This window comes from Pandoraea sp. 64-18 (assembly GCF_001899225.1).
In the GTDB taxonomy this organism is placed as follows: Bacteria; Pseudomonadota; Gammaproteobacteria; order Burkholderiales; family Burkholderiaceae; genus Pandoraea; species Pandoraea cepalis.
Genome location: NZ_MKVU01000003.1, coordinates 1 through 12,654 on the forward strand (window position 1 = coordinate 1; position 12,654 = coordinate 12,654).

13 protein-coding genes, 1 other RNA gene and 1 riboswitch are annotated in these 12,654 nt (G+C 65.0%); of the genes, 9 read left to right on the plus strand and 5 right to left on the minus strand.

The window, feature by feature from the left end; all coding sequences use genetic code 11:
• The first annotated feature begins 127 nt into the window (after window positions 1–127).
• Complete coding sequence (locus tag BGP02_RS00695) at window positions 128–1,909, plus strand: acyl-CoA dehydrogenase (protein WP_286797279.1); 1,782 nt, start codon at window positions 128–130, stop codon at window positions 1,907–1,909.
• 143 nt (window positions 1,910–2,052) lie between these two features.
• On the opposite strand, the gene ssrS is transcribed toward BGP02_RS00695, so the two are convergent.
• The 3 genes from ssrS to BGP02_RS00710 all read right to left on the minus strand — a co-directional run bounded on the left by ssrS (window position 2,053) and on the right by BGP02_RS00710 (window position 2,889).
• A non-coding RNA gene (ssrS, locus tag BGP02_RS00700) (6S RNA) lies at window positions 2,053–2,234 on the minus strand.
• Between the two features lie 35 nt (window positions 2,235–2,269).
• Window positions 2,270–2,581: a cell division protein ZapA gene (locus BGP02_RS00705; protein WP_017235030.1), complete on the minus strand. Its 312-nt coding sequence runs from the start codon at window positions 2,579–2,581 to the stop codon at window positions 2,270–2,272.
• Window positions 2,578–2,889, minus strand: a complete 312-nt coding sequence (locus tag BGP02_RS00710; protein WP_017235031.1) for a hypothetical protein — start codon at window positions 2,887–2,889, stop codon at window positions 2,578–2,580. The genes BGP02_RS00705 and BGP02_RS00710 overlap by 4 nt, the downstream gene beginning before the upstream one ends.
• Before the next feature lie 89 nt (window positions 2,890–2,978).
• A riboswitch (cobalamin riboswitch) is annotated at window positions 2,979–3,230 on the plus strand.
• Window positions 3,231–3,461: 231 nt separating this feature from the next.
• Here BGP02_RS00710 and BGP02_RS00715 point away from each other — a divergent pair.
• The 7 genes from BGP02_RS00715 (at window position 3,462) to BGP02_RS00745 (ending at window position 10,571) form a co-directional block, all read left to right on the plus strand.
• Window positions 3,462–5,417: a TonB-dependent receptor plug domain-containing protein gene (locus tag BGP02_RS00715; RefSeq protein ID WP_286797283.1), complete on the plus strand. Its 1,956-nt coding sequence runs from the start codon at window positions 3,462–3,464 to the stop codon at window positions 5,415–5,417.
• Window positions 5,418–5,444: 27 nt separating this feature from the next.
• A complete protein-coding gene (locus BGP02_RS00720; RefSeq protein ID WP_286797285.1) occupies window positions 5,445–6,440 on the plus strand; it encodes a FecCD family ABC transporter permease in 996 nt (331 codons plus the stop codon).
• Complete coding sequence (locus BGP02_RS00725) at window positions 6,437–7,261, plus strand: ABC transporter ATP-binding protein (RefSeq protein ID WP_017235034.1); 825 nt, start codon at window positions 6,437–6,439, stop codon at window positions 7,259–7,261. Before BGP02_RS00720 ends, BGP02_RS00725 begins: the two co-directional genes overlap by 4 nt.
• A 92-nt stretch (window positions 7,262–7,353) precedes the next feature.
• Window positions 7,354–7,998: a cob(I)yrinic acid a,c-diamide adenosyltransferase gene (cobO, locus tag BGP02_RS00730; RefSeq protein WP_286797287.1), complete on the plus strand. Its 645-nt coding sequence runs from the start codon at window positions 7,354–7,356 to the stop codon at window positions 7,996–7,998.
• 31 nt (window positions 7,999–8,029) lie between these two features.
• Window positions 8,030–9,115 (plus strand): nicotinate-nucleotide--dimethylbenzimidazole phosphoribosyltransferase, encoded by a 1,086-nt coding sequence (gene cobT, locus BGP02_RS00735; protein WP_017235036.1) that lies wholly within the window; start codon window positions 8,030–8,032, stop codon window positions 9,113–9,115.
• On the plus strand, window positions 9,112–9,990 hold the full coding sequence (locus tag BGP02_RS00740) for an adenosylcobinamide-GDP ribazoletransferase (RefSeq protein ID WP_286797289.1): 879 nt from the start codon (window positions 9,112–9,114) through the stop codon (window positions 9,988–9,990). Before cobT ends, BGP02_RS00740 begins: the two co-directional genes overlap by 4 nt.
• Window positions 9,981–10,571: a histidine phosphatase family protein gene (locus tag BGP02_RS00745; protein ID WP_286797291.1), complete on the plus strand. Its 591-nt coding sequence runs from the start codon at window positions 9,981–9,983 to the stop codon at window positions 10,569–10,571. Before BGP02_RS00740 ends, BGP02_RS00745 begins: the two co-directional genes overlap by 10 nt.
• A gap of 27 nt (window positions 10,572–10,598) precedes the next feature.
• Here BGP02_RS00745 and BGP02_RS00750 read toward each other — a convergent pair whose 3' ends face one another.
• Window positions 10,599–11,483: a cobalamin-binding protein gene (locus BGP02_RS00750; protein WP_286797293.1), complete on the minus strand. Its 885-nt coding sequence runs from the start codon at window positions 11,481–11,483 to the stop codon at window positions 10,599–10,601.
• Between the two features lie 335 nt (window positions 11,484–11,818).
• Between BGP02_RS00750 and BGP02_RS00755 the strand changes: the two genes are divergently transcribed.
• Window positions 11,819–11,965: a hypothetical protein gene (locus BGP02_RS00755; RefSeq protein ID WP_017235041.1), complete on the plus strand. Its 147-nt coding sequence runs from the start codon at window positions 11,819–11,821 to the stop codon at window positions 11,963–11,965.
• Between the two features lie 259 nt (window positions 11,966–12,224).
• Here the strand turns inward: BGP02_RS00755 and BGP02_RS00760 are convergent, their stop codons facing one another.
• On the minus strand, window positions 12,225–12,443 hold the full coding sequence (locus tag BGP02_RS00760; protein WP_017235042.1) for a hypothetical protein: 219 nt from the start codon (window positions 12,441–12,443) through the stop codon (window positions 12,225–12,227).
• Between the last annotated feature and the right edge of the window lie 211 nt (window positions 12,444–12,654).

Here is a 12,654-nt window from a genome sequence, read left to right on the forward strand (position 1 = left end):
TGAGGAGGCTGGCCTGCGATGGTGTGGCGTCTTCATGCGAATCGGTCGAACAAAAGCATAAAAACATCCCAAGCATCTCGGCATTCGCCGTCATCCGCAGGCAATCGGAATTCGTTGGAGGAACGACATGAGTTATCAGGCCCCGATCAAGGACATGCAGTTCGTGATGAACGAACTGGCGGATCTGACGAGCATCTCGGCGCTGCCGGGCTATGAGGACGCCTCGCCCGAACTCGCGCAGGCGGTGCTCGAGGAGGCGGCGCGCTTCAATCAGGAAGTGCTGGCCCCGCTGAACGTCATTGGCGACCAGCAGCCGAGCACGTGGAAGGATGGCGCCGTCACAACCACGCCGGGCTTCAAGGAGGCGTTTCGTCAGTTCTCCGAGGCGGGCTGGCAGGGGGTCGTGCATCCGCAGGCGTTTGGCGGGCAGGGGCTGCCGAAGCTGGTGGCCACGCCGTGCACGGAAATGCTCAATGCCGCGAACCTGTCGTTCGCGCTGTGTCCGTTGCTGACCGACGGCGCTGTCGAGGCGTTGCTCACCGCGGGCACTGATGCACAACGCGCGCTCTACGTCCCGAAACTGCTTTCGGGCGAGTGGACCGGCACGATGAACCTGACCGAGCCGCAAGCGGGTTCCGATCTCGCGATGGTGCGCACGCGCGCCGAACGCGAGGCCGACGGGACGTATCGCATCTTCGGCACGAAGATTTTCATTACGTTCGGCGAACACGACATGGCCGAGAACATCGTGCATCTCGTGCTCGCACGCACCCCCGATGCGCCCGCCGGCGTGAAGGGCATTTCACTGTTCATCGTCCCGAAGTTCAACGTCGACGCCGAGGGCAATCTCGGGGCGCGCAACGATGTGCATTGTGTGTCGATCGAGCACAAACTCGGCATCAAGGCCAGCCCGACGGCGGTGCTGCAGTTCGGCGACAACGGCGGGGCAACGGGCTACCTGGTCGGCGAGGAGAATCGCGGCCTCGAATACATGTTCATTATGATGAACGCCGCGCGCTTCGCGGTCGGCATGCAAGGTGTGGCTATCGCCGAGCGTGCGTATCAGCATGCCGTGGCGTACGCCCGCGATCGTTTGCAAAGCCGTCCGGTCGATGGCTCGTCGCGTGACGCCGTAGCCATCATTCATCACCCGGACGTCAAGCGCATGCTAATGACGATGCGTGCGCTGACCGAAGGCGCGCGTGCGCTCGCTTACGTGGCGGCAGCACACGCCGATATCGGTCACCACGCAGCAGACGCGGCCGAACGCAAACGTGCACAGGCCGTCTATGAATTTCTCGTGCCGATCGTCAAGGGCTGGAGCACCGAGATGTCGCTGGAGGTGACGAGCCTCGGCGTGCAGGTGCACGGCGGCATGGGCTTTATCGAGGAAACGGGCGCGGCGCAGTACTACCGCGACGCGCGCATCCTGCCGATCTACGAAGGCACGACGGCGATTCAGGCGAACGATCTGATCGGCCGCAAGACGCTGCGCGACGGCGGTGCCGTGGCCCGCGCCCTGTGCGAGCAGATCAGGGTGACGGAAAACGAACTGCGTGCGCTGGGCGGCGTGGGGCCGGGCGTGGCAGACCGTCTGGCGAAGGGGCGCGAAGCGCTCTCGATCGCCGTCGACTATGTGCTCGCGAACACGCAGGACAATGCGAATGCAGTGTTTGCAGGCAGCGTGCCGTACCTGACGCTTGCCGGTATCGTGCTGGGGGGATGGCAGATGGGCCGCGCGTTGCTGGCCGCACAGACGTTGCGCGATCAGGACCCGTCGTTCTACGATGCCAAGATCGGTACCGCGCGCTTCTTCGCGGATCACTTTCTCACGCGAGCGCCGGGTCTTGCCCTGACGATTACCGAGGGCGCGGCGTCGACCCTGTCGTTGAGCGAAGCACAGTTCTGATCGGCCTGTCACGCTGGCGTGACGCGATCGATGGGAAGGCGGCCTCCGGGCCGCCTTTTTTTTGTGCGAGTGCAGCGGATGGACGCGACACAACGGACACAACGGACGAAAAAAAACGGCACTGCATGCGCAGTGCCGTGTATTGGGTCCCCGCCTCAGCCGCTAAGCCGGCATCCTGAACCGTGAGGTTCAAGGTGGTCGCGGTTAGTAACGCTTCGGGTTCATCAGACAGAGTGACGATCACACCAGCACTACAAACTTCCGCAACCTGCAACAGATCATTGGTTCAAGGAATCTATGACTTTCGCGAACCAGGCAGGGAAAACTAACTTTTTGAATCGAACGGCAGCCAGTGAATTTTCAGCTTTGATACTGATCGATCACAGCACTCAGTCGTTCGTTCATGCGATTCATTCTACTCTGAATTTCTTCCGCGGGGAATGCTTGTCCAGCAGCAATACTTTTTTCCAGCGCAAGCAATTCGGATGCCAGACTCAAGGCTGCCATGACGGCAATCCGGTCGGTGCCGCGCACGTTGCTTTGCGCACGCACCTTGCTCATCTCGGCATCGACGCGCGACACCGCAGACAGCAAGTCGGCCTCGTGTTCCGGCGGGCAGGCGAGCCGGTACGACTGTTCCAGAATATTGACTTCGAGCTGCTTGATCGTCATGCGTTTTCTCCACCGGGGGTGCCGAGCAGATCCATTTGACCTTCAGCGGGGTTCTGCGTCGGGAGCTTTTCCAGAATGGCATTCAGGCGAACCTGCGCTTCGTCGATCTTGGCAGCAAGCTGATCGCGCTGCAGACGCAGGGCGTCGCGCTCGACGCGCAACTGCTCGATGGCGGTGCGTGTGTCGTCGCATTCAGCACGCGCGCGATCGAGTTCGGCGAGCAGCGCTTGGTTGTGTTGATGAAAACGTTGGCTGATCACAACCAACTGTTCAATTTTGTCGGTGAGATTGTCGAGATCGGTGAGCATCGGGCTGCGTCCTCTTAATTGCCCTACATTCTAACGGAATCGGCGGCCAATGCCCGACGAACGAGCATTGACGCTCATTCGAATGGCCCCTACACTTGCGGCACTTCGGTGCTCGCGCACGCCCTCCCGGCATGCGCAGTTAAACGGGAAACAGGGAGCCGCGCCCCCACACGGGCTGGTCAACCTGTGCTGCCCCCGCAACGGTAAGTCATTCTTTCGGCCCGAAAGGTTTCCGAAAACGCGCTTCACCTTCATCGCCACTGTGAGCTATCCGCTCGCGGGAAGGCCGGTCAGGCGCCACAATGACCAGCCCGGATACCGGCCGGAGTGAGTGGGGAAACGCCATGCCATCCGGCGCAGCCGGTGGCGGGCAGTCGTCGTTTTCATGTGTCGGTGCTTCGCATCCGTGACGTGTCACCGGCGCTCCCCTTGCGCCAGCGGCCTGCGGGGGAACGGGCCTAGGCAATAAAAAACTACGGAAGTCACACCCGATCATGCGCACCCACGTTCGCGCGATGGCGCTGCACGCGCCTGTCTTGCCACGTCCTACCTGCACTACCCGCATTACCCGCATGACGTCTGCACCGGCCACGTTGGTTGCCGCCCCGCATCGTCTTGCCATCGCGGCGGCCCTGTTGGCCGCCAGCATCGGCGCCCATGCCCAGTCGGCCCAGTCCGCCGATGCCGCATCGACGGCGTCGTCCATGCCGGCGGTGCTCGCCGCCAATCCGCCCGACAATCCCGCGACCGACAGCGCCACCGCCGTGCAACTCAAGGCGACCGTGGTGACAGCCTCGCGCACCGAGCAGACGCTGACAGACACGCTGGCGGCCACCTCGGTCATCACGCGCGAAGACATTGAACGCAGCCAGACGCAGGATTTGCCGACGCTGCTGCGCGGGCAGGCCGGCGTGGAAATCGTGCAGAACGGCGGTTTCGGCACGTCGGCCAGCGTCTTCATGCGCGGCGCGGCATCGAACGCTTCGCTCGTGCTCATCGACGGGGTGCCCGTCAACGCAGCCACGACCGGTACGACCAACATCGCCCAGATCCCGGTGTCGCAGATCGACCACATCGAGATCGTGCGCGGCAACGTCTCGGCCCTGTATGGTTCGCAGGCCGTCGGTGGCGTGATCCAGATCTTCACGCGCAAGGGCAATGGCGGCCCGCCCCGCGCCTATGCCGAAGTGGGCTACGGCACGAACAACACCACGCAGGCCAACGCCGGCATTGCCGGCGCGTTCGACGACGGCAAGACCCGCTTTTCCCTGGACGTCTCGCGGTTTCACACCAACGGCATCTCGGCGCAGGACCCGCGCTTCGCGCCGAAGGTCAACCCCAACCGCAACGGCGACGACAACACGAGCGTGAGCGCATCGCTGTCGCGCAAGGTCGGCGACACGTGGGAGGTCGGTGCGCGTCTGTTCCAGAGCGACGGCAGCAGCAGCTACGACAATGCCTACGGCAAGCCCACCGACCTGAACGACAGCGACGCCCGCGTTCGCCAGATCTCTGGTTACGCGAAGGGCAACCTCACGGACAAGTGGAAGACCCGGATTACCGTCACGCAGGGCGACGACTACAGCTATAACTATCTGAACGGCAGCGGTAACGGCAACTTCCATACGTCGAGCAACCAGATCGACTGGGCCAACGAATATGCGTTCATGCCGGATCAGAAGCTGATCGCCGGCTACACGCGTCTGGAGCAAACGGTCGAGAGCAGTACGAACTACGACCGCAACAACCGCCATCTCGATTCGGGCTACGTCGGATATGAGGGACGATTCGGCAAGCATCAGATTCAGGCCAACGTGCGACGCGACGTGTATTCCGATTTCGGCGGCGCGAACAGCTACTGGGCCGGCTACGGCTACTCGCTCACGCCGCAGTGGAAGGTCATGGCCAATGCGTCGGATGGCTTTCGCGCACCGACCTTCAACGAGCTGTTCTATCCGGGGTTCGGCAATCCGAACCTGCAACCGGAACGCTCTATTTCGAAGGAACTCGCCGTGCAGTTCAACGGCGGCGAGCGCCTCGGCCTGGTCAAGTTGACGGGGTTCCGGACCGACTACACCAACCTGATCCAGTCGCTCACGGTGTTTCCGTACACGGCTGCGAACGTCGCAAACGCGCGCGTCGAGGGCCTGGAGTTGACCTACGCGGGCCGTCCGTTCCTCGGCATGGACGTGCGCGCGTCGTTCACGCGGCAGAACCCAACCGATCTGGATGCCGACAGGCAACTGGCGCGTCGCGCCCGGCAGTTCGGGTCGGTCGGTCTGTCGAAGACGTTCGGCAAATTCACCGTCGGCGGCGATGTCTTCTACAGCGGCGAGCGTTACGATACGGGCGGTCAGCATCTCGGTGCCTACACGCTCGTGAACCTTCAGACACGCTACGATATCGACAAATCCTGGTACGTCTCGGCGCACCTCGACAACGTCTTCAACAAGAACTACCAGACGGTCTATGGCTACAACACCCTCGGACGCGCGATTTACGTCTCGCTCGGCTGGAAGCAGTTCTAACGACGTCCCGGCAGGGCGAGACGTCGCATGACGCTGCGTCGCGCCCTCGCCATCTGGACGGGACTGGCCGGTGTGGCACTGGCCGTTCTCGTGGCGTCGCTCATGCTAGGGAGCGTGCCGGTCTCGCTGCGCGAAATCGGCACGTTGCTGCTCGGCCATGACGCCGGTCTTGCCGGCGACGTGGTCTGGCGTCTGCGTCTGCCGCGTGCACTCGCCGCGTTCGCCTGTGGCGGCCTGCTCGCGGTCGCGGGCACGTTGATGCAAACGCTGTTGCGCAACCCGCTCGCTGACCCTTACGTGCTGGGCATTTCCGGCGGTGCGGGGGTTGCCGCGCTGGCGTCGCTGGCACTCATGCTGCCTTTTTTCTGGGTGCAGACGAGCGCCTTCGCTGGCGCGCTTGCGGCCATTGCCCTCGTGATGGCGCTGTCTCGCCGAAGCTTTCTACGCCATGACGATCACGACAGCAGTACCCAATTGTTGTTGACCGGCGTGATGATGGCCGCCGGCTTTGGCGCGCTCGCCACGCTCATTCTCACCCTCGCACCCGACGCCAGCCTGCGCGGCATGCTGTTCTGGCTCACGGGCGATCTGAACGGCGTCGACCGCGCCGGGTTGCCGCTGATCGCGCTCGCGGCGACGCTGCTCATCGTGTGTCCGGTCGCGCATCGCCTGAATGTGCTGCTGCGCGGCGCAGCGGTGGCGCATGGCGTGGGCGTGGCCGTCGGCCCCCTGCGCGCCCGCATCTATCTGGCGGCGTCGCTGGCAACCGCCGTGGCCGTGACCACCGCGGGCAGCATCGGCTTCGTCGGTCTCGTCGTGCCGCACATCCTGCGTCTGCGCTTCGGCAACGATCAGCGCATGCTGCTCCCGGCCGCCGCGCTCGGGGGTGGGGCGTTGCTGATGTTCGCCGATCTTGTGGCGCGCACAGTCATTGCGCCGACGCAATTGCCCGTTGGCGTCATCACGGCGATGATTGGCGTGCCCGTTTTCCTGTGGCTGCTTTCCCGACGGGCCATCCAATGAGCGCACCGCTGCTGCAAACACACGCGCTGACGCTGCGCGCCGCAGAGCGGGTGCTCGTGGACCAGCTCGATCTCGTGATCGCGCCGGGCGAGTGCTGGTGTCTGGCCGGCCCCAACGGCGCGGGCAAGACGACATTGCTCGGCACGCTCGCCGGACTGCGTCAGGTGGACGAGACACCGGCGCGCGGCGCCCCGCTCAGCGCCAGTGGCCGCGTGATGCTTGGCGGCAAGGCGTTGGCGCAGTGGCGACCGGCGTCGCTCGCCAAGGTGCGCGCGCTGATGCCGCAACAGACGCGCGACGCGTTCGGCGCCACCGCGCTCGAAGTGGTGCTGACGGGCCGTCATCCCTATCTGGCGCGAGGCCGCTGGGGGGCATGGGAGTCGGACGACGACATCGCCGCCGCCATGGCCGCCCTTGCGCAGGTTGGTCTGGAGCGCTTCGCCGCGCGCGACGTCACCACGCTCTCGGGGGGCGAGCGCCAGCGCGTATCGCTGGCCGCCGTGCTGGCGCAGGCCACGCCGTTGCTGTTGCTCGACGAACCGGTCTCGCATCTCGATCTTCATCACCAGATCGACGCGCTTGAGCGACTCGCCCGCCACGCCGAAGGCATTGATGCCGCCGTCATCTTCTCTTGCCACGATTTGAATCTGGCGCGACGTTTCGCCACGCACGCGCTGCTGCTCGACGGCCGTGGCGGATGGCGCGCCGGCCCGGTGAACGACGTGCTCTGCGCCGAGCATTGCAGCCACGCCTTCGGGTATCCGCTGCGCCTCATTCGCGATGGCGACGACGAGGCCCTCGTGCCCGTGCGTCGCCTGTAAATGGCGCGCATGATGCCCCGACGGGCGGGCGTACACTCTCATCCGCGTGCGGCCGTCTCGCGCCGTACGCCTGCTTTTGACAGGTGCTGTTCATGACACAAGAAACCCCGCAATCCCCATCCCAATCGGAAGCCGACGACGGGCGCAACGCGCGCCATCGCACGCGCATGGCGCGCAAGAAGGAGGTGATCGACGACAAGATCGCGCAGGCCCAGCGCGACTGTGGCGTGATCGTCGTCACGACCGGCAATGGCAAGGGCAAATCGAGCTCCGGCTTCGGCATGGTCGTGCGCGCGATGGGGCACGGCATGAAGACGGGCGTCGTGCAGTTCATCAAGGGCGCGATCCCGACGGGTGAGGAGACCTTCCTGCGCCGCTTTCCTTCGGAGTGCGAGTTTTTTGTGATGGGCGAGGGCTACACCTGGGAGACGCAGGACCGCACGCGCGACATCGCGAAGGCCGAAGCGGCCTGGGAGCAACCGCGCCGAATGTTGCGCGACCCGTCGTTCGGTCTGGTGTTGTTCGACGAGTTGAACATTGCCCTCAAGCTCGGCTATCTCGACGTCGACACGGTGATCGCCGATTTGCAGGCACGACCGGAGATGCAGCACGTGGTGATCACAGGACGCGGCGCCCCGCAAGCGCTGATCGATGTGGCTCACACCGTGACCGATATGACGCCGGTCAAGCATGCGTTTGCCCAGGGCATCCGTGCGCAGGCCGGCGTGGAAATGTAACCACTGCCTCATTGTTTCAGGACGTCACCGTATGAATGCTTTCAGCCCCTCGCTCGCCGAGCTTTTCGATATCGCCGCGCCTGCCGCGGCGATGGACGCCTCGCTCAGGCACGCCATTGACATCAAAACGAAGCCGCCCGGCAGTCTGGGCGCGCTCGAGCGCGTGGCCCACCAGGTCGGCCGGATTCAGCAGAGCGCGACGCCCGATCTCGCGCGTCCGACCATGCTGGTGTTCGCGGGCGATCACGGCATCGTCGCTGCGGGCGTGAGTCCATATCCACAAGCCGTCACCGCGCAGATGGTGCATAACTTCCTGCGCGGCGGTGCAGCCATCAATGTGTTCTGCCGCACTCACGGCATTGGGCTGGAGGTCGTCAACGCGGGCGTTGCGGCTGATTTTCCGTCGCATGCATCGCTCGTCGACATTCCCGTGGCGCGCGGCACGCAGAACTTCCTCGAAGCGCCCGCCATGACCCGCGAGCAACTCGAAACGGCGTTGGCCGGCGGGGCCGCGCGCGTTGTGGCGCACGCCTCGCTCGGCACGCGCATGATTGGCTTTGGCGAGATGGGCATCGGCAACACGTCGTCGGCGGCGTGTCTGATGCAGCGGCTGACCGGCCTGCCGCTCGCGGCATGTGTCGGGCGCGGCACCGGTGTCGACGACGCCGGTCTCGTGCGAAAGACCGCCATACTCGAGCGTGCGCTGGCGGCGCATCCGCACGTGGGGAATGGGATGCCGGATCCGCTGGAGACGCTCGCCACCTTTGGCGGCTTCGAGATCGCAATGATGACCGGTGCATATCTCGCGGCCGCGAAGTTGGGACTCGTCATCGTGGTGGACGGCTTCATCAGCACATCGGCGCTGTTGGTCGCCGCGCGCGTGTCGCCAGCGGTACTCGACTATTGCGTCTTCGCGCACGCGTCGGACGAAACCGGCCATCGTGCCATGCTCGAGATCCTCACGGCGACGCCGTTACTGCAACTGGGCCTGCGTCTCGGCGAGGGCACGGGCGCTGCGCTCGCGATGCCGCTCATTCAGGCGGCCGCCGCGTTTCTGCGCGAGATGGCAACGTTCGAAGGGGCGGGCGTGAGTGAGCGCGAGGCGTCGGACCAATGACCCCCTCGTCCCCCGATCCCTCGCGCCCCGCGGGCGATGCCGATGCGCCGTCGAGCGCGTTGGCAACGCGGGATCGCCCGGCGCGCGAAGGGGCTTGCGCAGGGGCGTTCGGGGGCATCAAGGGACAGGTGCGGCTTTTCCTGACCGCGCTCGGGTTTTTCACCCGGGTGCCGATTCCGCCATGGGTCGGTCATTCGCCCGAGCAACTGAATGCCGCGACGCGTTATTTCCCGCTCGTCGGCGTGTTCGTCGGCGCGCTCGTCGCGTTGTTGACGGTGGCGATGGGCCGGTTGTGGTCGCCGCACCTCGCGATCGCATTGGGGTTGGGCATCAGTGTGCTGCTCACCGGGGCTTTTCATGAGGACGGGTTGGCCGATTCGGTCGACGCGTTCGGCGGCGCGTTCACGTGCGAGCGCGTGCTGGAGATCATGCACGACTCGCGTATCGGCACCTACGGCGCGGTGGCGTTGTGGCTGGCGCTTGCCGTCAAATGGCAGGCCCTCGTCGACATACAGGCGGCGGCGGGGTGGGGCGGCTTTGCCGTCGTGCTGATCGGCGCGCACGCCGCCAGCCGCAGTATGGCGATCAGTCTGTTGCGCTCGCTCGATTACGTGCGCCCGGAAGGCAAGGCCAAGCCGGTCGCGCAACGTTTGCACCTGCGCGAGCTGCTGTTTGGCGTGGCGTGCAGCGTGCCGTGGTGGGGGTGGCCCGACTGGCGCGCCGGCGTGACGGGCGCGGTGGTGCTGATCGCATTGCGCGCGGGCTTCATCCGGTATCTGCGCCGCCGTCTCGGCGGCTACACCGGCGACACGCTCGGCTTTGCCCAACAACTCGGCGAGCTCGCGCTGTATCTCACGGTGTGCGCATGGATCTGATCCTGATGCGGCATCCGCCGCCCGATGTCGCGTCTTCCGTCTGTTACGGCCAGACCGACCTGCCGGTCGATGCGGCGCGCTTCGACGCGTGTGTCGCCGCGATGCGGGCCGGACTCGCGGCGCAACTCGATGGCCGCGCGCCGACGGCGATTCATAGCAGTCCCTTGCTGCGCGCACGTCGCGCCGCCGACGCCTTGGCGACGTCGTTCGGCGTGCCGGTGACAGAAGATGCGCGTCTTGCGGAGATGGACTTCGGCGCGTGGGAAATGCGGCCGTGGGACACCCTCGACCGGCGCGATCTCGATGCGTGGGCACGCGACATCCATGGATTCTCGCCTCCCGGCGGTGAATCCGCGCGCGACGTCGTGTTGCGCATGCACGCGTGGGCGAGGGCGTTGCGTGCCGGCGCGAACGACGTGCATGTGGCCGTCGCCCACGCTGGACCGATTCGTCTGCACACCGCAACGGCGTTGCGCATGCCGACCACGGCATGCCTGTCATGGGCGCTCGACTTCGGCGCGCTCTGTCACCTTCACGTTGCCGACGACGGCCATGCGCGATTGATTCGCTGGAACACATGAGCGGCCGGGCGCCGCCCCGCGACGGCATTACTGCACGGCAGGTTGGCGACGTGCGCGAGCGATATCGAGGTCTTCACACATCGCGCGTGCGCCGTCGAGAATGCGCGGGCCGGGCCGGCTGATGAGGTCGCCGTCGATGCCGAACAGGTTGTTGTGGGCCACGGCAGGCAACTGCGGCCACTTGCGCCAGGCGTCGAGCGTGGCGAGCGGCTTGACGGACGCCGTTGCGCCAGACGTCGCCGTGAACATCGCTTCCGGGCGTTTGGCCAGTACCGCTTCGACGGACACGCGCGGCACGAGCGGCGCTTCGTCGGCGAAGGCGTTCACACCGCCGCACAGCCGGATCACGTCGCTCACCATGGCGTTGCCGTTGAGTGTCATGAGCGGTTGCGTCCACACCTGATAGAAGACCTCGACAGGCGAGCGCGATGCGTACTGCTTGCGCAGCGCTTCGTAGCGCGCGCGAAACGCTTGTGCCGACGCTTGCGCTTTGGCAGGTGTTCCCGTCAATGTGCCCAGCGTCTCGATTGCCGCGGGCAGATCCGTCAGATGCTTCGGCTCGGAATAGAAAATCGGTATTTTCAACTGTCTCAATGCTTCGACCTGACGCTGCGAGTTGCCATGCATCCACACGACGAGCAGGTCGGGTTTGAGCGAGAGAATGCGTTCGAGATCAAGCGCGCTGTTGTCGCCAACGCGCGGCAGGCGACGCGCGGCCTCGGGGTAGTCTGAGTAAGCGACCACGCCCACCACCTTGTCGCCCGCGCCGGCCGCAAACAGCAGCTCGGTCGCGTGCGGCGAGAGGCTCACCACGCGTTGGGCCGGCGCCGGGAGGGTGACCGTGGCACCGGAGTCATCTTTGACGGAGATGGCGGCGTGGGCACTGAGCGTGGCGAGCCAGGCAGCGGCCATGGCGATTCCATAGCGGCGAATTCCGCGGAGACGGCAAAGCAGGGGCATGGCCTGAAGATTGAGCGGCATCTGGGCGGGCTTGGGGTTGAAGGACGTGGGTTGGCACGGTGGAGCGTCGCGAAAACGCACCGGCCCGCCGGCCGACTCGCCATTCTCTGCGGGTTGTGTCGTCGCGACAAGGGGCTGGCGTGCTGATCCCCGCGAACCGATGTCATGCATGAGAGGTCGAACGATGCGTGACGCGATAGGCTGGAGCGCGTCGGGACATCGGCAGACAATACTTACGGCCCGTGCGGGGGATTCTGGGAGTGGAAGTCGTGAAGCGAAATATCGGAATGAGGAGCGCGTTGACGCTCGCACTGGTGATGATGCTCGGTGCGTGTGCGGCGCCGGACGGACATGGTGGTGCGAGCGCCGCGAACGGCACGAGCAAGGTGCAAGCCTACGGCGTGATCGACGGTGGCGTAACGGTGGTCAAATAGTGGGACGTGTCGATAGACGCCGGGTGCGAAGCCTCGCGGGACAAAACGCTGGCGATCGCGCCTCAAGTGAAAACGACCGCGCCCCCCGGACTCCGGAGAGTTCAGGGGGCGCGATCGCTAACGCGTTGTCAGGGCGTGACTAAAGCGTGACTACATCCTGACTATAGCGTTACTGAAGCGAGACTCCGGCGACCGGTGGATGGCGCACCGTGTAACAGAACCGCTTGCGCGGCAGTGTCCGGCCAACCGGTTGGCGACCTTAGTTGGACGCCGGGGCCGGGGCGGCAGCACCTGCGTCCGACGCCGGCGCGCTCATGGCAGCGCCTGCATCGCTGGCCGGTGCGGCCGTGTCTGCCGCCGGTGCCGATGCCGACGTGTCGGCGGCCGGCGCGGCCGTTTGGTCTTCCTTCTTGGTGCAACCGACCGTCACGACAGCGGCGGTCAGGAGGGTCGCGAGCAACAGAGGCAGTTTTTTCATTTGGTCGTCCTTTTATCGGGGAAAGCCCTTGCGAAAGAACCTTCAGTCTAACGGCGCCCTTCGGCGATGACTGTATGCATTTGTTGCAGAAATGCTTCAATTTGTAACGAAAAAGGGCTCGCGTCTCACGTCGTTTGATACGAGGTATGGACCGGCCAGAGTTTCATAGACACTCACGAGCCGTTTGGCGCGTAGCGCCGTTCAAACTCAA

What these genes read in the sequence shown, in the direction of transcription:
- BGP02_RS00695 (WP_286797279.1), top strand. Translation starts at nt 128, where the DNA reads ATGAGTTATCAGGCCCCGATCAAGGACATGCAGTTCGTGATGAACGAA.
- BGP02_RS00710 (WP_017235031.1), bottom strand. Translation starts at nt 2,889, where the DNA reads ATGCTCACCGATCTCGACAATCTCACCGACAAAATTGAACAGTTGGTT.
- BGP02_RS00720 (WP_286797285.1), top strand. Translation starts at nt 5,445, where the DNA reads ATGACGCTGCGTCGCGCCCTCGCCATCTGGACGGGACTGGCCGGTGTG.
- BGP02_RS00725 (WP_017235034.1), top strand. Translation starts at nt 6,437, where the DNA reads ATGAGCGCACCGCTGCTGCAAACACACGCGCTGACGCTGCGCGCCGCA.
- BGP02_RS00760 (WP_017235042.1), bottom strand. Translation starts at nt 12,443, where the DNA reads ATGAAAAAACTGCCTCTGTTGCTCGCGACCCTCCTGACCGCCGCTGTC.
- BGP02_RS00715 (WP_286797283.1), top strand. Translation starts at nt 3,462, where the DNA reads ATGACGTCTGCACCGGCCACGTTGGTTGCCGCCCCGCATCGTCTTGCC.
- BGP02_RS00750 (WP_286797293.1), bottom strand. Translation starts at nt 11,483, where the DNA reads ATGGCCGCTGCCTGGCTCGCCACGCTCAGTGCCCACGCCGCCATCTCC.
- cobT (WP_017235036.1), top strand. Translation starts at nt 8,030, where the DNA reads ATGAATGCTTTCAGCCCCTCGCTCGCCGAGCTTTTCGATATCGCCGCG.
- BGP02_RS00705 (WP_017235030.1), bottom strand. Translation starts at nt 2,581, where the DNA reads ATGACGATCAAGCAGCTCGAAGTCAATATTCTGGAACAGTCGTACCGG.
- BGP02_RS00745 (WP_286797291.1), top strand. Translation starts at nt 9,981, where the DNA reads ATGGATCTGATCCTGATGCGGCATCCGCCGCCCGATGTCGCGTCTTCC.
- cobO (WP_286797287.1), top strand. Translation starts at nt 7,354, where the DNA reads ATGACACAAGAAACCCCGCAATCCCCATCCCAATCGGAAGCCGACGAC.
- BGP02_RS00740 (WP_286797289.1), top strand. Translation starts at nt 9,112, where the DNA reads ATGACCCCCTCGTCCCCCGATCCCTCGCGCCCCGCGGGCGATGCCGAT.
- BGP02_RS00755 (WP_017235041.1), top strand. Translation starts at nt 11,819, where the DNA reads ATGAGGAGCGCGTTGACGCTCGCACTGGTGATGATGCTCGGTGCGTGT.